We start from the raw sequence: 22719 nt of genomic DNA, 5'->3' as shown, positions 1-22719 counted from the left end.
ATGAGGATATCAAAATATGAACAATAATAAATTTAATACTCTTAATGATAAAGAATGGTTAAGATTAACAGGAATAAAAAAATCCACTTTTAATAAAATGTTAGATATTTTACAAGTAGCTGAAATAGAAAAATTTAAAAAAGGTGGTAAAACTAATAAATTATCACTAGAAAATAGATTATTGATGACTTTATCATATTGACGAGAATATCAGACTTATTTTCATCTTGGTAAAAATTTCGGAATTAGTGAAGCTAATTGTTATCCGAATATCAAGTGAATTGAAGATATTTTAATTAAAAACTCTGATTTTCAACAACTTGCTGGTAAAAAAGCACTAATAAATGATTATTTTAATGATAAAACTATTATTATTGATGCTACCGAAACTCCAATCCAACGCCCAAAAAAAGACAAAAACAATCTTATTCTGGTAAAAAGAAAAAACACACCATTAAAACACAAGTAATTATCGAACAAGAAACCAGAAAAATTATTGCAACAAGTTTTTCACTTGGGAAAAAACATGATTATGCTTTATTTAAAGAATCAAAAATCCCAATTTTAAAAAATACCAAATTAATAGTTGATAGTGGTTATCAAGGAATACAAAAAATTCACAATAATTTTCTAATACCTACAAAGAAAACAAAGAAAAACCATTTAAATAAAGCACAAAAACAACATAATAGACTAGTTTCAAAAATGAGAATTATTATTGAAAATATTTTTGCTATTCTTAAAAAATTTAAAATTATGACAGAAAGATATCGTAATCGTAGAAAAAGATTTGGTTTAAGATTTAATTTAATTGCCTCAATTTATAATTTGCAATTATTAATTTAACATAAAAGATTTATTTAAAATTAAAGAATTTAAATAATAAATTCGTTTTTTGTTGTGGCAAAATATTAATTTTTTAGATAAAAGACATAATTAATTAAAATTATATTTTTCTATTACTGTCTTTTTACAAATATTTGTAATTTTTTTAATAGGTTATGCAAGAAGTCTATTGAAGTTAAAAAAATTGTTAGTGCTAATGGTAGTAAAAATAAGGTTATTGAAAAAACTTGATTTTATTATTTTAAAAAATATGTTTTATTAAATAAAAATTTGTGAATTATTGCTTTTGCTAATTTATTTATATATGTATTAAGAAATGGTGTTTCTGATTGAACATTAACTTTCTTTAAAGAACAGCATAATTTTGATGTTAAGAATCAAGGTAAATGATTAAGAAGTATTTTTGAATGAATGGCTGTTCCAGGAACGATATTAATGGGATTTACCGCTAAAACATTATTTAAAGGAAGATTAACATCGATTATGATAGCAGCAATTGCTATTACGACATTATCAATTGTTGGTTTATGACAAGCTCAATATCAAAGTATTTGACAAATTGCTCTCTTTATGGGAATTGCTGGTTTTTGTATTTATGGTACAGTTGCGTTTATTGGGATGCAAGCGATGGATTTATCAAATAAAAGAGTTGTAGCGACAGCTGCTGGTTTTACGGGGATATTTGGTTATTTTGGTGATGCTGTGATATCTAAAGTTGTTATTAGTTCGGGATTACAAAGTTTAAGCAATCGTTGGGATGCAACCTTTATATTTTTAATAGTTTGTGGTGTAAGTGCTTGTATATTATTATCATTAGTATGAAATAAATCGTATCACGATAATGAAAATGAATAGAATTTATAGTTATTATAATTAGATTTAATATTTACTTGTGATAAAAGAAAGATAAAAAAAGAAACTATATTTAAAATATAATTTCTTTTTTTTATTAGGGTTTACATAGAATTTGTTATAATTAAACAAGTTATTATATGATAGTAGGGTGAAGTAAATGACAGAACAACAATTACAGGAATTATTAGTGCAAGCAAAAAAAGAAGTTAATGAATGTCAAGATTTAGATCTTTTACAAACTTTAAAAATAAAATATTTAGGTAAAAAATCGCAATTAGATAGTTTATTAGGAACAATGCGTAATTTAAAAAATGAAGAAAGAATTGCTTTAGGAATGATTGTTAATGTTTTTAAGAAGGAAATAATTAGTTTATTCGAAACTCAAGAAAAATTTTTAAAGCAAGAAAATTTGGCATTAGAATTAAAATCAGAAACAATTGATGTTAGTTTACCAGTGAATAGTTTTTTGATTGCTAATCGTCATCCTTTAAATTTAATTATTTGTGAGATTAGTCAAATTTTTGAACAGTTAGGGTATGAAATTGTGCAAGGACAGGAAGTAGATACTGATGAATATAACTTTGAAAGGTTAAATTTAGCTAAAAATCATCCAGCTCGTGAGATGCAAGATTCATTTTATTTAGATAGTAATTATTTGTTAAGAACACATTGTACTAATGTTACGGCTCGTTATTTAGAAAAATATAAAGATGCTTCTTTACCGTTAGCTATTGTTTCTATTGGTAATGTTTATCGTCGTGATGATGATGATGCTACGCATAGTCATCAGTTTATGCAAATTGATGGTTTTTTAGTTGCACCAAATATTTCCTTTGCTAACTTGAAATGAACTTTAAATTATTTAATTAAACGGTTATTTAATGAAGAAAGTAAAATGCGCTTGCGCCCCAGTTATTTTCCTTTTACGGAACCATCAGTTGAGGTGGATGTAAGTTGTACTAAGTGTGCTGGTATTGGATGTAGTATTTGTAAACATACAGGGTGATTAGAAATTTTAGGTGCTGGAATGATTAGTCCGAATGTTTTTATTAAAAATAATCTTGTTGCTTCTTTACAAGGTTTTGCTTTTGGTATTGGTATTGAGCGGGTTGCAATGTTAAAATATGGTATTGAAGATATTCGTCATTTTTATAATAATGACTATCGTTTTTTAAAGCAATTTAGAAATTTTTAGAATAATAGGAGAGCGGATATATATGATTTTTACTCGTAAATTTTTAAATGAATATGTTGATTTAAAAAATATTAGTAATGAAGACATTGAACAAGCATTAAATGATAGTGGTTTTGAAGTTGAAAGAGTTTTTAGTTTTGATACTTTAAATACTAATATTTTTATTGGGAAAGTATTATCAAAAGTTAAAATTGCTAATTTTGATAAGTTATCGTATTGTATGCTTGATATTAATGAAGAGTTACCGATTCCTGTTGTTTGTGGTGCTAATAATGTTGAAGAAAATCGTTTTGTTATTTTTGCTAAAATTGGTGCTCATTTAGCTAATGGTATGATTATTGAAGAAAGAATGATTGCTAATAAGCCTTCCTTAGGAATGATTTGTTCGTTACAAGAATTAGGAATCCCTAAGGAAGTTTTAGCTAATCAAGATGCTGTTGGGGTTTATTTATTTCCTGAGGATGTTAATTATCCATTAGGTAATCCTAATCCTTTAAGTTATATTTTTGAAAATGATACTGCTTTTGTTATTAATTTGACCTATAATCGTAGTGATTGTTTAAGTGCTTATGAATTAGCTCGTGAGCTAGCAGCATTCTTTAAATTGCCTTTAAAATCATTAATAACTGATGATTTTTCTCATTTAGGAAATTTAGTTAATGATAAGTTATCATTAGATATTAAAATTGATAACAATCTTGTTAAAGCGATGAAAAATGTTACCGTGTTAATTGATAGTAGTGCCGTTACGCCAAAGTGATTATTTTCAAGACTTTGTTATGCTAATATTCGTCCAAATAATTTAATTCAAGATTTACTAAATTATGTTTCTTGAGAAACCGGACAACCATTAGTAGGGTATGATTTTTTAAAAATTAATAGTGAAATATCAATTCAAAAAGCGATGGCAGAAACGAAAATTAATGACCAAGAGATATCTTTACAAGATTTTGTTATTGCTAGTGATGATATTATTGAAGTGTTAGGTGTTATGACTAATAAGAAATATGAAATTATTAATGCAACTAAACAATTTGTGGTTTTAGCATTACATTTAAATGAGAAGCAGATGTATGAGCAACAGAAAAGATATTTATCATTACTTAATGCTAATAATTTATTACGATGGTCAAAACCATCAAATGGGCATAATTTAGAAATTGCTATCCAAAGGTTTTTAGAGTTATTAACATCAATTGTAACTATTAAACAAGTATCACCAATAATTAATAATGAAGTGTTAGCGATAGAAAATGTAACGATAAAAACATCATTAAAAATCCAGAAAAGTATTTTAGGTATTAGTGATTTAACAAAAAAAGATATTATTGAATTTTTAAAACCGTTAGGGTTTTTAATTTCGGAATCTGGTGTTAATGATGATTTAGTAATTACTGTCCCTAAGTATCGTCTTGATATTATGAATGAGGCTGATATTAGTGAGGAAATTGCTCGCAGATATGGTTATAACAATATTCCTAATATAATGCCATTATTTATGCCATTAAATAAAGAAAAAAATTGAAGTAAATATATTTTAGAAACAATTATTAGTTATTTATTAAATCAAAATATTTTTGAAACAAAAACTTATAATTTAGAGTCAAGTATTAATTTAAATCGTTTTAATTTTTTTAATGTTACAAAACCTGTTAAGGTATTACAACCAATGTCGTTAAATCATCAATATTTAAGAACTAGTTTAGTAAATTCCTTATTAAGGATAGCACAATATAATAATTTCCGAAAAATTAATAATATTAAAATTTATAGTTATGAAGATATTTATGATGATTTAAAATTTCATCATCAACAATTATCAATTTTATTGCAAGGTAAATGAATGGATATTCCTTATTTACCGCAAGCAATTACTGTTGATTTCATTAATACTAAGGGATTATTGCAAGGAATATTGCGGAAATTAAACTTTAATGATCAAGATGTTCAGTATGTTCCTTCAACATATGATGATTTGCATCCGCATTTACAAGCTAATGTTGTAATAAAAAATCAGCAAATTGCGACAATTGGTAAAGTGCATCCAAAAATTCAACAAGAATTAGATTTTAAAGATGATAATTTTATTATTTCATTAAATATGACATTAATTAATGAACTTTTTAAATACGATATTAAATATCAAACAATTATTAGAAATATGTTTTCTTGATTTGATTTGTCGATTTTAGTTAAGAAAGATACAAACTATGATAGGATTATTAATCCATTATTAAATATTAGTAACAAATTAGTTGATTTGCAACTTATTAATGAGTATGAAAATGTTGATAAACTTGGTCAAGATAAAAAATCTTGAACTTTACGGTTATTTTTTAATGATGTAAGAAAACAACTTACTGATGAAGATTTAAAAGAGCAATATGATTTATTTTTAAAAGCAATGAAAGATTTAAAAGTTATGGTGCGTTAATCGCTATTTATTAACTAGAAAGGTATAAAAATGAAAACAATAATTAATGATAATTTTAAAAATGATGATGAATTACAATTGACAAAAAGAGAAATAGTAATTCGTAATTATAATCCTTGAAAAGCAATATTTTTTATGTGTTTGCCAACGGTTATAATTATGATTATTATGTCAACATATAATTTGATTGATAAGTTTTTAGCATTACAATTTGCTGATAGTTATGTTATTAGTACATTTTTAGAAAATAATCCTTTAATTAAAGAAAATAATTTACAAATGTTAGCTCGAAATATTATTAATGTTGCAACCCAATATTCTTCTTCAACAATTGGTTTATTGACAGCTTTTAGTTTATTTATTGCTATTGGGACATCAACAAGGTTTGGTATTGCTTATGGAGAAAGAAATAATCCATTAATATCGCGAACTATTGGTAATGGAATTTCTTTAATGATTATTGTTGCTATTGTTTTAACACCAATTTTAGTATTTACTAATGAACCGCTAATTGCTTTGCAATCAAAAAATTCGCAAATGACAAATCCCGAAGTATATAAAATTACTTTGCAGTTGGCAGTTGGTTATACGAAGTGGTTTATTTTCTTTTTATTTTTTGTATTATTAAGTAATTTTTTAATTAACTTATTAAGATCTGAAGGTCAAGTTTTTTGAGCAACAATTATTATTTTTACTTCAGTAATTGTTAATGTTGTTTTAGATATTGTATTAATGGTTTATGGTAAATTAGGATTAGAAGGGGCAGCGATTGCGACAGTTATTTCGTGATTTTGAAATATTATTTTTGCATTATTAGTTATCTATTTAGATCCGAAATCAAAGCTAAAAATTTATTGAGAAGATTTGAAAATTGAAAAAACGATTTTATATAATATTATTGCTATCGGAATGACACCATTATTTATTAATATTTCAGTTGCTGTGACATCAGCACTATCTAATTTTTTTGTTTCAATGTTAAGTAGTGAATTACCTCGGCCGGGTTTTACTGTTCCATGAGTTGTGCAGTTATTTGCTGGGATTGCGCCATGAATTGCGTTAACTGATTCTCCTTTGATTGGTGTTAGTCAAGGCGGAAGGGCATTATTATCTTATTCTTATGGTGCTAAAGATTATCAAAGGATTTGGGATATTCTTAAAAGGATAATTTTAGTGCAATTTTTAATATTAATAATTACCGAATTAATTATTGGTATTTTTGGTAATGAAATGTTAAGTCTATTTATTTCTAATGTTGATACGACTTATCGTTGATATTTCTTGTTAAGTTATTTAGTTTATCCAACAGTTGTTGTGCCATATATTGGGATTATTTTTTATCAATCAATTAGTCGCCCTAAGATGTCATTATTTTTTTCGGCGCTTCGTTCAATAATTGTTTTTATACCTTGTATTGTTATTGGTTATTTCGTTGCTTTGGTAACTAAAAATGCTCATTATTATTTTTTATTTTTAGGTTTGGTAGCACCAATTTCAGCTTTGATATTAATCCCAATATTAATTATGACTTGAAAAAAATATCGTTCTTATTTAAAATTAGATAGTGCAAAAAAAGTGAGGAAGAATAGTGGAATATTCACAAAGTTATTTAAAAAATAATCCAGTTATTAATTTGGATAATGTTATTACAATTAATCCCGAAGTGATAAGAGCTAGTAATAGTCATATTAAAGAAGTTAATTATGCGCATCTTAAAGGGATAATAATTTATAATTCACAAGTTAATTCATTAATTATTGATGTGCAAGTGACAGTAACGATAACATTATTATGTGCTTTAAGTTTACAACCTTTTACTTGAACTAATGAATGAAATTGAAAGGATGAGTATGGTTTTGATTACTTTAATTGTAATTTAAACTATATTAATGAAAAAATATTTTGTTTAGATAAGTATTTGTGAGATGAAATATTTGCAATAACCCCTATCAATTTAACAGTAAAAGATGTTAAAATATCTAAGAAAGGTAAAAAATGACAATTTATTACTGAAAAAGAAGTTTCTAATTCTTTAGAACAAGATAGTCGTTGAATGCCCTTAAAAAAATTGAAATTAGAAAGTATTAAGGAGGATAAATAATGGCAGTTCCGTTTCGACGTACATCAAAAACAAGAAAAGCAAAAAGAAGAACACATTTTAAGTTAGCACATCCAACATTAGTTAATTGTACTAATTGTGGTGCAAATATTAAGCCGCATCGTGTTTGTAAAGAATGTGGTTATTACAAAGGCAAAGAAGCAGTTAAAATTGTTGAGTAAAATTTGTATTTAATTTCAAATGATGATAAAAAAAGAGCATTGCTTATAATAGCAGTGCTTTTTTTAAAATTTTTAATAAATTGTGTTAAATTTTATTGAAAAACTTGTTAATTATGAATATAATGTGTTTACTAGTGGGAGAAAGTGGGTTATAATATGCTGTTAGGACAATTTAAACATAGTCTTGATGATAAAGGCAGAATTATAATTCCGACACGCTTTCGTAGTAAACTAGGTGAACAAGTAGTCATTTCTAAAGGATTTGATGGGTGTTTAGTATTAAGAGCGTATGATGTGTTTATTAAATGACAAGAGCAAATTTTATTAAGTTCAGAAGGTTTAAAGGATAGTCGTATCTTACAACGACAAATTTTTGCTAATTCTTTAGAACTTAATATTGATAAAGTTGGAAGAATTAATCTTCCATCAAATTTATTAATATTAGCTAATATTAAGAAGGAAGTTATGATTATTGGACTTGCCAATAAAATAGAAATTTGAGACATTAAGGCCTGAGAAAATTATTTAGTAAATGCTGAAAATAATTTAGAACAATCTGCTCAAAATTTAATAATGAATATTGAGGAGAAAAATTAATGCTAAAACATAAACCAGTTTTATTGTCAGAAACCCTAGACTTATTAAATATTAAATCTGATGGTATTTATGTGGATTGTACTTTAGGAAGGGCAGGACATAGTGAGAAAATTTTAGAAAAGTTAACAACTGGAAAATTATATTGTTTAGAACAAGATAAACAAGCAATTGTTGATGCAAAAGTAATATTAAATAAATTTCATAATTATGAAATTATTGCCACTAATTTTCGTCATTTAAAGAAAGAATTACAATTAAGAAATATTTTACAAGTTGATGGTATTATTTATGATTTAGGAGTATCATCACCACAATTAGATGAAGCAGAGCGAGGATTTAGTTATCATCAAGATGGTCCCTTAGATATGCGAATGGATCAAAAACAAGCGCTATCAGCAGAAGTTATTGTTAATAATTGAAGTTTTGAAGATATTGTTAATATTTTATGAATTTATGGTGAAGAAAAGTTTGCAAGAACAATAGCTCGTGCTATTGTAAAATATCGTGAAAATAGTAAAATTATAACAACATTACAACTTGTTGATATTGTTAAGAGTGCCTTATCAATGAAAATTTTAAAAAAGGCTAAACATCCAGCCAGAAAGACATTTCAAGCATTAAGAATTGCCGTTAATGATGAATTAGATAGTTTGCGAGTTTCATTAAAGCAATCTTTGCAACTATTAAAATCAAAAGGGGTGCTTGTGGTTATTAGTTTTCATTCTTTGGAAGATCGGATTGTTAAAACATTATTTAAAGAACAGGTAGTTCCTAAATTTGATCCATTATTATCTAAATTACCAATATCAATCAAATGGGACCCTAGTTTTGAATTATTAACTAAAAAAGCTGTTTCTCCTTGTGAGCAAGAAATTCAAGAAAATTCTCGTGCTCGTAGTGCTAAATTAAGGGCAATCAGAAAATTTTAAGGAAGGTATTGTTAGTGATTAATCAAGAGCTTTATGCAGTTATTGAAATAGATACTAAACGCATTAAATTTATGGTTTTTAGTTATCATAAATCACAGTTTAATGTTTTGTTTAATCATATGCAAAATGGTAATTTTTGTGAGAATGGTGTTGTATTAGAACCTAAAATTGTCGGTAAACTTATTAATATGATGGTTAAAAAGGCTAATTTGCAATTAGCAATTCAAATTAAACGCGTGGCTTTGAATTTAGTAAGTAATGGTTTAACTATTCGTCAAGGACAAGCAATAATTGAAATTAATCGTAAGCAACATCGGATTACTAATGAAGATATTAGTAATTTGATTGCAATGAGTAAAAATATTTCTCTTGCTAATGATGAAGTTATTTGTTTGACACGACCATATAAATTTATTGTTAATGGGCAGAAAAAGCTACCATACCCGCCGATTGATGAGTTAGCAACAAGTGTTGCGGTTAATTCGTTAGTTTATACAATTAAAAAAGAAGTTTATAATTCACATTTAGAAGCAATAAATTATAGTAAATTAGAGTTGTTATCTTTAGTTTTAATGCCTTTTTGTCATGCTTGAGCAACAGTTTCTCGCAAAGAATTACAAGAGGGAGCAATTATTATTGATTGAAATTATGATAATACGCAAGTAAGTATTTTTGCTAAAGAAACACTGTATGATTTAAATATTATTGATTATGGGTTTAAAAATCTTATTGCTGATTTACAATATGCTTTGCAATGTCCGTGAGATGTTGCTGAAGACTATTTACATAAAATTATTAATATTGATAATAATTTTTTGGATAATAAGATTATTTATTCTAAATATGATTATGAGAAAAAGAAATATTTGGAGTATAGTCATCAAACATTAAAAAAAATTATTATTACTCGTGTTGAGGCAGTTTTAATTAAAATCACAGAGCATTTGGCACATATTTTGAAAGCAAGAAATTTGCCAATTGTGTTTTTGGGTGAAGTAATGAAGATTGCTGGTTTTGTTAATTATATTAATAAAAATAGTAATTTAGCATCATTACGGTTTTATAATTCTAATATTATTGGTGCTAATGATGAAATTTGGTCAGGACTTATTGGTAATGCTTATTATCAACACTTATTAAACAAAAATACTATTGAAAAAGTATTTTCAATTGATAGAATAAGTAGAGAACCACAATATCCGCACATACCTAAGAATCATAAGTTAGATTATGTTCATAAGTATTAGTAATATTTGCCGGTTTAATTTATAAAGAGGAGATGAAGAGAAATGAATAATGATACTCAACTAGAACAATATGATCAAGTAGCTCATATTAAAGTAATTGGTGTTGGTGGAGCAGGAAACAATGCTGTTAATCGTATGATCGAGGCAGGAGTTCAAGGTGTTGATTTCATTGTTGCAAATACTGATGCTCAAGTATTAATCGTTTCTAAAGCTCGTGAAAAGATTATTTTAGGCAAACAATTAACTAAAGGTTTAGGAGCAGGTGCTAATCCAGAAATTGGTAAGCAAGCAGCAATTGAAACTGAACCGGAAATTAAAAAGATGTTAGAAAATTCTGATATGGTTTTTATTGCCGCTGGGATGGGTGGTGGAACTGGTACGGGAGCTGCACCAATTATTGCCCGAATTGCTAAAGATTTGGGTGCTTTAACAATTGCGATTGTTACAAGACCATTTACTTTTGAAGGTCGTTTAAGAAGTTCTTATGCTGTTCAAGGTATTGAAGAATTAAGAAAGCATGTTGATTCATTAATAATTATTTCTAATGATAAGTTATTGCAAGTAATTGGTGGTGTGCCCTTAACAGAATCATTTAATGAAACTGATAATATTTTACGACAAGGAGTGCAAACAATTACTGATTTAATTGCTGTTCCCGCGTTAATTAATTTAGATTTTGCTGATGTTAAAACAGTTATTGAAAGTAAGGGTAGTGCTTTATTTGGTATTGGTATTGGCACTGGTGAAAATAAAGCTATTGAGGCTGCTAATAAAGCGATTTCTTCACCATTATTGGAAGCATCAATTAAAGGGGCTCAAAATGCGATTGTGAATGTTACAGGTGGTAATACTATGTCATTATTTGATGCTAATGATGCTGTTGATATTGTTCGTCAAGCTGCTGGTAGTGAAGTAAATATTATTTTTGGTGTTGCTGTGAACGAACATCTGGATGATGAAATGATTGTTACGGTTATTGCTACTGGTTTTGATGAAAGACAAATTGAGAATGCTAATCCTCAGGTTATTGAAGAAGCACGATTAAAAAGATTTCGCCCCGTAGGAGCAGAAAATTTGTCTAATTTTGGTTATGAAAATGATCAGTTGCAAGAACGAAATGTTATTTATAAACCGCAACGAGTTGGTAATTTTAAACCATCTGGTGATGGTTTACAAGAGGAATTAAATAATGATGATGATTTACCACCATTTTTAAGAGGGCGATAATGATGTTTAAAAGAAGACAAAAAAAATCAGCAATATTAGTTCCTAATGATGATATGGCATCTAACCCAGTATTGTCACAGTTGCATTCAACAATGAGACTTCAAGATAATGATTTAAGTCCTACTGTGCAGTCATTAGCAGTTGATGAGAATTTAACAAAACCATTATTAGAATATGAATTAGAAGCTTATGCTCAAGTTGTTGCTTTAGCAGACCGTTTAGTTGCTGGTGAAAATTTAATTGTTAATGTTGCAAATTTATCACCAATTGATCGCAAACGCACTTTAGAGTTTTTAGGTGGCGTTATTTATACTTTGCAAGGTAAAGCTCAAAAAATTGATGCTTGTGCTTATGTTTTTATTAGTAATGAAAATTTTTAATAGTTATTATTTTAGCGATCAGAGATTTTTATGTAAAATAAATATTTAATAGACATAATTGGTGTCTATTTTTTTATGTTATGATTTTAATAGGTGATGATTATGAATTATTCCAGAGATTATATATTATACTTCTTGCATAACCTATTAAAAAAATTACAAATATTTGTAAAAAGACAGTAATAGAAAAATATAATTTTAATTAATTATGTCTTTTATCTAAAAAATTAATATTTTGCCACAACAAAAAATGAATTTATTATTTAAATTCTATTAATTTTAAATAAATCTTTTATGTTAAATTAATAATTGCAAATTATAAATTGAGGCAATTAAATTAAATCTTAAACCAAATCTTTTTCTACGATTACGATATTTTTCTGTCATAATTTTAAATTTTTTAAGAATAGCAAAAATATTTTCAATAATAATTCTCATTTTTGAAACTAGTCTATTATGTTGTTTTTGTGCTTTATTTAAATGGTTTTTCTTTGTTTTCTTTGTAGGTATTAGAACATTATTGTGAATTTTTTGTATTCCTTGATAACCACTATCAACTATTAATTTGGTATTTTTTAAAATTGGGATTTTTGATTTTTTAAATAAAGCATAATCATGTTTTTTCCCAAGTGAAAAACTTGTTGCAATAATTTTTCTGGTTTCTTGTTCGATAATTACTTGTGTTTTAATGGTGTGTTTTTTCTTTTTACCAGAATAAGATTGTTTTTGTCTTTTTTTGGGCGTTGGATTGGAGTTTCGGTAGCATCAATAATAATAGTTTTATCATTAAAATAATCATTTATTAGTGCTTTTTTACCAGCAAGTTGTTGAAAATCAGAGTTTTTAATTAAAATATCTTCAATTCACTTGATATTCCGATAACAATTAGCTTCACTAATTCCGAAATTTTTACCAAGATGAAAATAAGTCTGATATTCTCGTCAATATGATAAAGTCATCAATAATCTATTTTCTAGTGATAATTTATTAGTTTTACCACCTTTTTTAAATTTTTCTATTTCAGCTACTTGTAAAATATCTAACATTTTATTAAAAGTGGATTTTTTTATTCCTGTTAATCTTAACCATTCTTTATTATTAAGAGTATTAAATTTATTATTGTTCATATTTTGATATCCTCATAAATTATATTTTATAAGAATATTTTAATAAAAAAGGTATCGCAAGAAGTCTATTGAATGAGAAACAAATGGTGATTGATAAATTAAAACAAGAAAATAATATTTTAAAAAAACGAATTTATACTTTAGAAAAATATATTAATGATTTGCAAAGAAATTTCCGTGATAAACAAACTGAAATTATTAATAATGCTAATCAAAATGCTAATATTATTATTGCTAAAGGTATTAATATTGCTTATAACTTTAAAATTGAATTAGAGCAATTATGATTAGATTTAGAAAGTAAGCAAACTGATCCAGTGATGGTGTTAAAATTAATTGATAACTTTTTAGAAAAGCATCAACAAACATTTTTAGTAAATTCTAATAGAACGCATCAAGTTTTTCAAGATTTAGAAGCATCTTTACAATTAGTTAAAAATAATTCATAATTTTAACAATTTTTATTGCATAATTGATTAATATTAAGTTATGTGGATATTGTAACTTAAAAGCAAAAATAACAAGTTTATATAAGATTTTGTTATTTTTTTATTTTGTTTATAAATTTAAATTAGAGAGAGGATATTAAAAAATGAATGAAGATATTTTTATAATTTTTGTTGGGAATAGAATCGTAAAAGTTCCTGAAATGATATTACAAATAATAAAAATAAATAATAAAATGCAATTTGATGAACTTTATAGTTTGCTTATCGCAAATGAAACTAAAAATAAATTGCAAAAGTTTATTACTAGATTTTCTAAAGAAAAAGGTTTGGAATGCCAGCAAGAGTTTAATAGTTTTATTATTTCATTAGTAGAATATAAAAAAAATCAGCAAATTTTAAAATTATTGCTACTACAAATCGCATTTATAAAATTTTAAAATTAGATAAAATTTCTTTATTTGATGATGTCCCTAAGATTATTAATGAAAAATTGTTAGGGTGAAGGTTTAAAAATAATAAATCTGCAATTGAATCTTTAAAAATAGTTTTAGAATTAGGTGCGGATGTTAATATTAAAAATAGTTTGGGTGAGACCCCTTTACATCGAGCTAAAAATTTTGCTAATATTAAAATTTTAATTGCATATGGTGCGGATGTTAATGCTGTCAATAATAAGGGCATTAGACCAATTCAGAAAACTAGGAATTCTGATATTATTAGGTTATTAAGAGAAAATGGTGCTAATTCTAATGTTGACAATAATTTAATAATAAAATCAATTCCTAAAATTAAGAGTGCGGATATTATTAAATTATTAATTGGCAATGGTGTTAATGCTAATGCTAATGCTAATGTTAATGCTAATGGTAATTCTATTAAATTATTACTAGAAAGTTTACCTAATGTTAATGCTCAAGATAATTTTGGTAATACTTTACTGCATTATGCTAACAATATTACTGTTGTTAAAATGTTATTATTTCGTGATGCTAATACTAATGTTGAGAATTTTGAAGGCAAAACGCCGTTAGATCTTGCAACTGGTGAAAAGTATGATTTGTTGTTAAAATGTGGTGGTAAACATGGCAATTTTTCAAAATTTAAAGCGGTTAATTCGCAAGATAGTGAATTAATTGATTTTAATAATATTTTTCATTATGAGAGTAGTCCATTGGAACAACAAAAATGAGATGAATTTTTAAATGATATTATAGAACAAGATTCAAAATAACGAAACAGTTTGAATTAAAATACCACAAGTGTTGGAACGATAAAATGTTTGTAATTAAGTTTATTCAAGTGGGTTAATTTTCTTAATAATCTTTTTAAATAAATATTGCTAAAAAATGATAAAGAATGTAGAATAAATAATAATATTTAAATAAATATATTTATTTGGGAGGATAAAAAATGGCAAAAATTTTAAAGTTGTTAAGCAACATAACAATTATTGCTATCGCTGGTAGCACAGTAGAACTTGCAGAAATAGATATTATCTTTAATTATTTTTCATTAATCACAAGAATTATGAGTAAAGTTTTATTAAAAATAAGTAGTAATTTAGTTAAAATTTTTTCTACTAAAAAAACAAGTAGAAAAATCTAACAAATTAATTTTAAATAAAATAATTTTCACAATGAACTTGGTACTCTTAACATCAAAAAGCAGTTGTCAACAAATATTACTGGTTCGCCAATGAGAATCAATAATAACAACTGAAGAAGTGGCGGATGCTAGGGATAAATTTAAAAATAAAAGTCAAGATTAACATAAATAAGGAGTTTAAATAAATGCGAATTATATTATCAGGAGTCGTGGGAGCTGGCAAGTCAACTATTAGTGAAAAATTATCAAAAAGATATGCCGATTATTTATTAATGAATGAGCCAGTAAAGGAAAATCCATATTTGGATGAATATTATCGTAATCCGCAACAAACAGCTTTTAAAATGCAAGTATATATGTTAATGGCACGAAGTCAACAATTAAAGTTAACTAAGGGTAAAGCAAATGTAATTTTTGATCGTAGTGTGATGGAAGATGTTATTTTTGTTGAAGTATTAAAAGACTTACAACTTATTAATGATATTGATTATCAAGTTTATTGTGACTTTTATCACAATGTGGTTTTAGAAAGTGTTTATTTAGATAATTTAATTACTCCCGACTTAATTGTTTTTTTGCGCGTGTCTTCATCAACGGCGATTCAGCGCATAAAAGTTCGTGGCCGAAGTAGTGAATTATTAGTTGATGAAAATTATTGAGTTTTATTAAATGAGAAGTATGAACAATGATATGAAAAATATAAAACTAAGTTTAATTTTTTAGTTATTGAAAGTGATGATAAGTCAATTGATGAAATAACTAATATTATTATTAGTAAATTAAAATAAAAAATAAATCACTAAGTAGAAGGTAATAAATATTTACCTTCTACTTTTTGTTATTTTAGGTTAGTGTTATAATTTATTGTGAAATGATTATCTAATGATTGCTTAGTTGTCCAGGATAAATTCATTTAGGAAGTATTTTAATGTCGCTAATAAATGTGATATTATAGTTTCAGTTGTTAGACATTTTGTCGTCAATAAACTAGATTTTGGATGTTTATTAAAGTTAGTAAGAGAATTTCTTAATAAAAAATAAAGGAGAATTATAGATGCGTGATTGAAAAAGTACTTTGTTAATGCCACAAACTATGTTTGAAATGCGAGCTAATTTAAAAGATAAAGAATTGCATTATCAGCAAAAGTGGCAAAAAGAACAATTATGGTCACAAATTTTATTGAAAAATGAATTTGGTAAAAAATTTATTTTACATGATGGACCACCTTATGCTAATGGTAGTATTCATGTTGGTCATGCTTTGAATAAAATTTTAAAAGATATTATTGTGCGAAATCGTAGTTTTAATGGTTATTATGCACCATTATTATTTGGTTGAGATACACATGGATTGCCAATTGAAACCGCAGTTACTAAGTTAAATATTGAGTGAAAAAAATCAGATCCAGTTTTATTTCGTAATAAGTGTTATGAATATGCTCAAGAGCAAATAGCAATTCAAAAGCAACAATTTGCTCGCTTAGGGTTATTAAATATTCCTAATGATGAATATATTACTTGTGTTCCCACATATGAAGGTTATCAAATTGATTTTTTAATAATGATGATTGAACAAAAGCTTATTTATCGGGGATTAAAACCTGTATATTGGTCACCAAGTAGTCAAACAGCGTTAGCTGAAGCAGAAGTAGAATATATGGAAAAGACATCACCAAGTATTTTTGTTGCTTGTGATTTGAAAGCTGGTAATGGTGTTTTAGATAATGATGTGCGATTAGTAGTATGAACGACAACACCGTGAACATTAACTAGTAATCAATTTATTGCTGTTGGTAAAGATATTGAATATGTTGTTATTAACTCCAACCAAGGTAAATTGATCGTTGCTAAGGAATTATTAGCAAAAGTTAGTGAACAATGTCAGTTATTAGATGTTAAAGTTGTTAAACAATTAATTGGTGCTAATTTAGTTGGTATTACTTATTTTCATCCGTTATATAGCAATATTATTAATAAAGTAGTTTTGGGACATCATATTACTTTAAATGAGGGGACAGCATTAGTTAATACTGCTTGTGGTTTTGGTGTTGATGATTTTATTATTGGTCAGCAAAATAATACCGCCCCAATTGTTAGTGTTGATGCTGCTGGTTATTTTACTGATATAATTAATGATGAACAATTATATGGTAAATTTTATGAAGATACTAATAAAATTATTACTACCAGATTAAAAGCTGACAATAAATTATTAGCTTTATCTTTTATTAAGCATTCTTATCCTCATGATTGAAGAACTAAAAAGCCAATTATTTATCGTGCAACTGAACAATGGTTTGTTGCTATTAGTGCGATTAAATCACAATTATTGGAACAAATTAATCAAGTTAAATATTTACCAGTTTGAGGGCAAGAAAGAATGCGTCAGATGATTATGCATCGTGATGATTGATGTATTTCGCGTCAAAGATTATGGGGAGTACCGATTACTATTTTATATGGTGAAGATAATGAACCGATTTATGATGTGGCATTAATTAAACATTTTCGTGATTTAATTGCGCAATATGGAACAGCAATTTGATGAAGTTGATCATTAGATAAGTTATTGCCAAAAAATTATGTGCATCATCAAGCCCCTAATGGTAAGTTTCGTAAAGAAACTGATATTATGGATGTTTGATTTGATAGTGGAATTTCGCATTGAAACTTGTGGCAACAAAAGCATTGAAAATATCCTGTGGATCTTTATTTAGAAGGCAGTGATCAGTTTCGGGGATGATTTAATTCTTCATTAACTACGGGTGTTATTAGTTCATTAAAACGAGCTCCTTATGAACAAGTAATTATTCACGGCTTTATTAATGATGAAAAAGGGAAAAAAATGTCAAAATCATTAGGTAATGTTGTTGACCCTTTGGAAGTATGTAATACTTATGGTAGTGATATTTTACGATTATGGGTTTCATCAGTTGATTACACTGATGAAATGAAAATTGGTAATGATATTTTAAAACAAGTTAGTGAAACCTATCGTAAGATTCGTAATACAATGCGTTTTATGTTAGGAAATTTATTTGATTTTAAATTAGAACATATTGTTAAAGAGTATGAAATAGTTGATCAGTATTTATTAGTTAAAACTCAAGAATATCATCAAGCAACCCAAGTAGCATATAATAATTATGATTTTAATGAAGTATATGTATTAACAAATAATTTTATTGTTAATAGCCTTTCAGCATTTTATCTTGATTTTACTAAAGATATTTTGTATATTGAAGAAGCAAATAGTATGCGTCGAAAACAAGTACAAACAACAATTTATTATATTTTACAAACGCTATTGTTTAATTTGGCACCAATTTTAGTTCACACTTGTGAAGAAGTTTATGAGCATTTACCGTTAACAAATAAATTATCTTCAATTCATTTAATGGATATGGTTGTCTTACCAACATTTGAAAATATTAAGGAAATTAAAAATATTGGCTATAAACTTTTACAATTACGCGAAGATGTTAATAAGGCATTAGAACTAGCAAGAAATGAAAAAGTTATTGGTAAGTCTTTACAAGCTCAAGTTATTATGGAATTAAATGATAATTATCAAGAGTTAGCAACAATAAATAGTTTAGGACAAATGTTTATTATTAGTGAGTTAATTGTTACTAACAATTTAAGTGAGGGTGTTCAGTATCCAATGGCTAAAATTGCGGTAAAATTAAAACTTGGTGATAAGTGTGTTCGTTGTTGAATGATTGTGAGTGTTACGATGAATGAACTTTGTTCTCGTTGTCAAAAGGTTATTAGTAAATTAGAGGAAAATAAATAATGAATCGTCATTTCAAACAGTGAAAAAATTCAGTTAAGGAATATTTCAGTAATTATAATTGAAATTTAAAGAAAAAATTATTATTGTTAATAGGTATTTTTATTCTTATTTTAATTGATTTTGTAATTAAAAATGTTGTTATTAATAATTTAAATGAAAATGAAATGGTTAATTTTTTACCAGGATTTATTCAAATAGAGTTAGTATATAACACAGGAGCGGCATTTGGAATTGGTGCTGAAAATCCTCAATTAATGGTTGTTGTGCAAAGTATTATTATTTTATTAATTTTAGTAGCATTTTTATTTGCCCAAACAACAATGATGAATATTGGTTTAGCATTAATTGTTGCTGGTGCATTAAGCAATTTTGGTGATCGGTTTTCAAATCAAACTGTTGAATGAGGCGTTGTTGATTATTTTTCTTGACAATTATTTCCGCCATATTCAATTTTTAATATTGCTGATATGTTTGTGGTTGGCGGAACAGTGGTAATTATTTTTGCAATTATTTTAACACCAATAACTAGTTATTGAGAACAATAAGATGGAAAAGAAATTAGTTATTATTGTTGAAGATGCACCAAGTATTAAAAGAATTGATAAGTATTTGCAATTAAAATTTTCTGCGGTTAGAGGACTTTCTCGTACCCAAATTCAAAAATTAATTACTAATGAAAAAGTTATTGTTAATAATCAAATTATTACTAATAACTATAATGTTAAGCAAAACGATGTGATTACAGTTAATTTTCAAGAAGAGAAATCTTGACAAGGCGAAAATCTTGATAAAAAAGATTTAGATATTGTTTATGAAGATGAGTATTTATTAGTAATAAATAAACCAAAAAATCTTGTTGTTCATCCCGGAGTTGGTAATTGAGATAATACACTAGTTAATATTTTATTAGCTAAAGATATTAAATTATCTGATAATGATATTGCAAGACCAGGTATTGTCCATCGTTTAGATAAAAATACAACAGGGTTACTTATTATTGCTAAATGTAATTCTGTTCATCAAAAGTTAACTAGTCAGTTACAAAATAAATCTTTAACTAGAAAGTATTTTGCTCTTGTTCGTGGTATTATTAATAAAGAGAATGGCTTTATTGATGGTCCCATTGGTCGTGATCCTAAAAATCGTAAACGAATGGCGATTGTTTTTAAAAATAGTAAACCAGCTCAAACTAAATTTAATGTTATTAAAAGATTTTTAGAAAGTAATATTACTTTTCTTGAATGTGAGTTATTAACAGGAAGAACACATCAAATTCGTGTTCACTTAAGTTCTATTAAACATCCTATTTTAAGAGATCATTTATATGGAATTAAACAAGATTTAGATGAACCTTATGAACAATATTTACATGCTCATGAGATTGCATTTATTCATCCTATTAGTGGTAAGAAAATGCAGTTGAATTGTGAATTACCAGAATCTTTTAAAACAAGGTTAGATAGTTTACAATAAGGTTTTTAATCACTTAGTGATAAGCTTTATCTAATAAGGGAGTATGACAATGGAAAGAAATACATTTGATATTTTAAAAATGCAATTAGTTGAGTATTTTAAACAAATTGAAAAATATCAAATTCATCAGCGGAAATGAAGCTGAAAGCGAAATAAAGAACATAATTTATATTTAATTAATTTATTTAATAAGAGTTATCAAGTTATTAAGATTTTGGATTATTTTAATCATTCAGAGATGTGATCGGCAAAAGATTTAAAACAAAATCAGTTAGATATTGATAGTTTTCGTAAAGAAATTGCTACTAATAGTCATAGTAAATTACAAGTATTAACAATTGTATTAACTAAAGTTATTCATGAACCATTGCTTTTTAGTAATAACGATGGGATTGTTTTTGTTAATCCAGAAACTTTAGTTGCGCAATTGAAACCAATTTATTCACAAATTGATCAAATTGAAACCATTACTTTTCAAGAAAAACCTAGTAATGATGACGAGGTTTTTGATCCGAAGTCAATTACTAGTGATGATTTAAAAGAAGGTTCGTTATTACAAAAACGAATGAAGGATTTTCATAATTTAACAACTAAGCAAAATATATTTTTAGTTTATGTGTTTACATTTATTCCTTTGCTATTACCAATTTTAGTGCCATTTTTTGTGCCACAAATTCGTGAGATTTTGCAAGGAAAAAATGATAATAGTTTAATTGATGGAGGATTTGAGTCACAATTAATGTTAGGTGGTTCTTATAAACATTTAATTTTTCAAGCTGGTCAGTTTTGGCGATGAATAGTTTATCCATTAGCGGGTGACAATATGTTTAATTTATTTTTATCGTGTTTAGTTATTTTTTATTGTGCTCGTTTAGTTGAGTCATTTTATAAACCATGAAAGTTAGGGTTAATTATTCTTTGTACAACAGTAATTGTTGGCTTTACTCATTCAGTTGTTGCTAGTGCGATGTACCATTTTAAGTCGCAAAAGATACCAAATATTTTAACAGGACCTTTATATTGAGCGTGAATGGTAATTCCACCACTTTATATTTTTAGTTTTACTAAAAAGGATTTTTCAGCTTTTGTTGTTCGCAGAAGACTAATCTTACCAACAGTTTTTATGTTTTTAACATTTATTTCAAGTGGTGACCGTTTAGCAATGCCATTAGTTTTGACTTTTTTCGTTAGTTTTTTTATTAGTTATTTTTTAGGTTATACTAAACAAGCATGAGAATGAAAGCGCGGTATTGCTGTTGTTGCTGTTTTAGTATTAGTGTTAGTGGTGTTAATTTTATATTTAACTAATAATCGTTTTTTTACTGATGAAGATGGTTGAACTCATACAATTCTTGAAGATTATGTTAAGCTAGGTTTAATTTCACAGGAAAAATTAGATATTGTTGGTATATTTAGATAGATGATGTAAAAACGCTTATCTTATTTAATATGAGATCAATATTTTATGAGTGGTGCTAAAGTTTCTGCTTTAAGAAGTAAAGACCCTAATACGCAGGTTGGTGTTTTTATTGTTAACGACCGCCAGCAAATAATTGCTACTGGTTATAATGGTTTACCACGACTTTTAGATGATGACAACTATCCGTGAGATCGGACAGGAAAATTTTTAGAAACAAAATATCCATATATTAGACTTCTTGCATAACCTATTAAAAAAATTACAAATATTTGTAAAAAGACAGTAATAGAAAAATATAATTTTAATTAATTATGTCTTTTATCTAAAAAATTAATATTTTGCCACAACAAAAAATGAATTTATTATTTAAATTCTTTAATTTTAAATAAATCTTTTATGTTAAATTAATAATTGCAAATTATAAATTGAGGCAATTAAATTAAATCTTAAACCAAATCTTTTTCTACGATTACGATATTTTTCTGTCATAATTTTAAATTTTTTAAGAATAGCAAAAATATTTTCAATAATAATTCTCATTTTTGAAACTAGTCTATTATGTTGTTTTTGTGCTTTATTTAAATGGTTTTTCTTTGTTTTCTTTGTAGGTATTAGAACATTATTGTGAATTTTTTGTATTCCTTGATAACCACTATCAACTATTAATTTGGTATTTTTTAAAATTGGGATTTTTGATTCTTTAAATAAAGCATAATCATGTTTTTTCCCAAGTGAAAAACTTGTTGCAATAATTTTTCTGGTTTCTTGTTCGATAATTACTTGTGTTTTAATGGTGTATTTTTTCTTTTTACCAGAATAAGATTGTTTTTGTCTTTTTTTGGGCGTTGGATTGGAGTTT

At 26.4% G+C, this 22719-nt stretch carries 26 protein-coding genes; 23 read left to right on the top strand and 3 right to left on the bottom strand.

Going from position 1 to position 22719, the window contains the following annotated elements; translation table 4 throughout:
• Positions 1 to 16: 16 nt before the first annotated feature.
• From AACK86_RS07555 to AACK86_RS03465, 13 genes are all read left to right on the top strand, one after another.
• Positions 17 to 469, top strand: a complete 453-nt coding sequence (locus AACK86_RS07555) for a transposase family protein (protein ID WP_422398213.1) — start codon at positions 17 to 19, stop codon at positions 467 to 469.
• Positions 454 to 846 (top strand): transposase family protein, encoded by a 393-nt coding sequence (locus tag AACK86_RS07550; protein ID WP_422398358.1) that lies wholly within the window; start codon positions 454 to 456, stop codon positions 844 to 846. The genes AACK86_RS07555 and AACK86_RS07550 overlap by 16 nt, the downstream gene beginning before the upstream one ends.
• A 270-nt stretch (positions 847 to 1116) precedes the next feature.
• Positions 1117 to 1701 (top strand): hypothetical protein, encoded by a 585-nt coding sequence (locus AACK86_RS03515; RefSeq protein WP_338981296.1) that lies wholly within the window; start codon positions 1117 to 1119, stop codon positions 1699 to 1701.
• A gap of 157 nt (positions 1702 to 1858) precedes the next feature.
• Positions 1859 to 2896: a phenylalanine--tRNA ligase subunit alpha gene (pheS, locus tag AACK86_RS03510; RefSeq protein WP_338981294.1), complete on the top strand. Its 1038-nt coding sequence runs from the start codon at positions 1859 to 1861 to the stop codon at positions 2894 to 2896.
• A 22-nt stretch (positions 2897 to 2918) separates the two neighbouring features.
• Entirely contained in the window at positions 2919 to 5330 is a 2412-nt protein-coding gene (gene pheT, locus AACK86_RS03505) for a phenylalanine--tRNA ligase subunit beta (protein WP_338981292.1), read from the top strand.
• Positions 5331 to 5360: 30 nt separating this feature from the next.
• On the top strand, positions 5361 to 6950 hold the full coding sequence (locus AACK86_RS03500; RefSeq protein WP_338981290.1) for an MATE family efflux transporter: 1590 nt from the start codon (positions 5361 to 5363) through the stop codon (positions 6948 to 6950).
• A complete protein-coding gene (locus tag AACK86_RS03495) occupies positions 6919 to 7431 on the top strand; it encodes a hypothetical protein (RefSeq protein ID WP_338981288.1) in 513 nt (170 codons plus the stop codon). The genes AACK86_RS03500 and AACK86_RS03495 overlap by 32 nt, the downstream gene beginning before the upstream one ends.
• Positions 7431 to 7610 (top strand): 50S ribosomal protein L32, encoded by a 180-nt coding sequence (gene rpmF / locus AACK86_RS03490; RefSeq protein WP_338981286.1) that lies wholly within the window; start codon positions 7431 to 7433, stop codon positions 7608 to 7610. The genes AACK86_RS03495 and rpmF overlap by 1 nt, the downstream gene beginning before the upstream one ends.
• A 156-nt stretch (positions 7611 to 7766) precedes the next feature.
• Positions 7767 to 8207, top strand: a complete 441-nt coding sequence (gene mraZ, locus AACK86_RS03485; protein WP_338981284.1) for a division/cell wall cluster transcriptional repressor MraZ — start codon at positions 7767 to 7769, stop codon at positions 8205 to 8207.
• Entirely contained in the window at positions 8207 to 9136 is a 930-nt protein-coding gene (rsmH, locus tag AACK86_RS03480) for a 16S rRNA (cytosine(1402)-N(4))-methyltransferase RsmH (RefSeq protein WP_338981282.1), read from the top strand. The genes mraZ and rsmH overlap by 1 nt, the downstream gene beginning before the upstream one ends.
• Before the next feature lie 14 nt (positions 9137 to 9150).
• Entirely contained in the window at positions 9151 to 10383 is a 1233-nt protein-coding gene (locus AACK86_RS03475; RefSeq protein WP_338981280.1) for a hypothetical protein, read from the top strand.
• A 42-nt stretch (positions 10384 to 10425) separates the two neighbouring features.
• Positions 10426 to 11610: a cell division protein FtsZ gene (gene ftsZ, locus AACK86_RS03470; protein ID WP_338981279.1), complete on the top strand. Its 1185-nt coding sequence runs from the start codon at positions 10426 to 10428 to the stop codon at positions 11608 to 11610.
• 2 nt (positions 11611 to 11612) lie between these two features.
• Positions 11613 to 11990, top strand: a complete 378-nt coding sequence (locus AACK86_RS03465) for a cell division protein SepF (RefSeq protein ID WP_338981277.1) — start codon at positions 11613 to 11615, stop codon at positions 11988 to 11990.
• Positions 11991 to 12287: 297 nt separating this feature from the next.
• Here AACK86_RS03465 and AACK86_RS07545 read toward each other — a convergent pair whose 3' ends face one another.
• The gene (locus tag AACK86_RS07545; RefSeq protein ID WP_422398357.1) at positions 12288 to 12680 is read right to left on the bottom strand and encodes a transposase family protein; all 393 of its coding nucleotides are present in this window, start codon (positions 12678 to 12680) and stop codon (positions 12288 to 12290) included.
• On the bottom strand, positions 12665 to 13117 hold the full coding sequence (locus tag AACK86_RS07540; RefSeq protein ID WP_422398212.1) for a transposase family protein: 453 nt from the start codon (positions 13115 to 13117) through the stop codon (positions 12665 to 12667). The genes AACK86_RS07545 and AACK86_RS07540 overlap by 16 nt, the downstream gene beginning before the upstream one ends.
• Positions 13118 to 13200: 83 nt before the next feature.
• Between AACK86_RS07540 and AACK86_RS03455 the strand changes: the two genes are divergently transcribed.
• From AACK86_RS03455 to AACK86_RS03410, 10 genes are all read left to right on the top strand, one after another.
• Positions 13201 to 13566, top strand: a complete 366-nt coding sequence (locus AACK86_RS03455) for a hypothetical protein (protein ID WP_338981272.1) — start codon at positions 13201 to 13203, stop codon at positions 13564 to 13566.
• A 143-nt stretch (positions 13567 to 13709) separates the two neighbouring features.
• Entirely contained in the window at positions 13710 to 14003 is a 294-nt protein-coding gene (locus tag AACK86_RS03450; protein WP_338981271.1) for a hypothetical protein, read from the top strand.
• 53 nt (positions 14004 to 14056) lie between these two features.
• The gene (locus AACK86_RS03445; protein WP_338981269.1) at positions 14057 to 14797 is read left to right on the top strand and encodes an ankyrin repeat domain-containing protein; all 741 of its coding nucleotides are present in this window, start codon (positions 14057 to 14059) and stop codon (positions 14795 to 14797) included.
• 179 nt (positions 14798 to 14976) lie between these two features.
• Positions 14977 to 15171, top strand: a complete 195-nt coding sequence (locus tag AACK86_RS03440) for a hypothetical protein (RefSeq protein WP_338981267.1) — start codon at positions 14977 to 14979, stop codon at positions 15169 to 15171.
• Between the two features lie 185 nt (positions 15172 to 15356).
• Positions 15357 to 15959 (top strand): deoxynucleoside kinase, encoded by a 603-nt coding sequence (locus AACK86_RS03435; RefSeq protein ID WP_338981265.1) that lies wholly within the window; start codon positions 15357 to 15359, stop codon positions 15957 to 15959.
• A 266-nt stretch (positions 15960 to 16225) separates the two neighbouring features.
• Complete coding sequence (gene ileS, locus AACK86_RS03430) at positions 16226 to 18967, top strand: isoleucine--tRNA ligase (RefSeq protein ID WP_338981263.1); 2742 nt, start codon at positions 16226 to 16228, stop codon at positions 18965 to 18967.
• Positions 18967 to 19512 carry a signal peptidase II gene (gene lspA / locus AACK86_RS03425; RefSeq protein ID WP_338981261.1) on the top strand — a complete coding sequence of 182 codons (546 nt, stop codon included), beginning with the start codon at positions 18967 to 18969 and terminating at the stop codon, positions 19510 to 19512. Before ileS ends, lspA begins: the two co-directional genes overlap by 1 nt.
• Before the next feature lies 1 nt (position 19513).
• Positions 19514 to 20440, top strand: a complete 927-nt coding sequence (locus AACK86_RS03420) for an RluA family pseudouridine synthase (protein WP_338981259.1) — start codon at positions 19514 to 19516, stop codon at positions 20438 to 20440.
• A gap of 49 nt (positions 20441 to 20489) precedes the next feature.
• A complete protein-coding gene (locus AACK86_RS03415) occupies positions 20490 to 21860 on the top strand; it encodes a hypothetical protein (RefSeq protein WP_338981257.1) in 1371 nt (456 codons plus the stop codon).
• 45 nt (positions 21861 to 21905) lie between these two features.
• Positions 21906 to 22106, top strand: coding sequence for a hypothetical protein (locus AACK86_RS03410; protein WP_338981255.1), 201 nt, complete (start codon positions 21906 to 21908; stop codon positions 22104 to 22106).
• 153 nt (positions 22107 to 22259) lie between these two features.
• On the opposite strand, the gene AACK86_RS07535 is transcribed toward AACK86_RS03410, so the two are convergent.
• Positions 22260 to 22652: a transposase family protein gene (locus AACK86_RS07535; protein WP_422398306.1), complete on the bottom strand. Its 393-nt coding sequence runs from the start codon at positions 22650 to 22652 to the stop codon at positions 22260 to 22262.
• Positions 22653 to 22719 lie beyond the last annotated feature (67 nt).

The sequence above is a fragment of the Spiroplasma endosymbiont of Eupeodes luniger genome (assembly GCF_964019525.1).
Classification (GTDB): domain Bacteria; phylum Bacillota_I; class Bacilli_A; order Mycoplasmatales; family Nriv7; genus Nriv7.
This window is presented reverse-complemented; position numbering and strand designations above follow the sequence as displayed.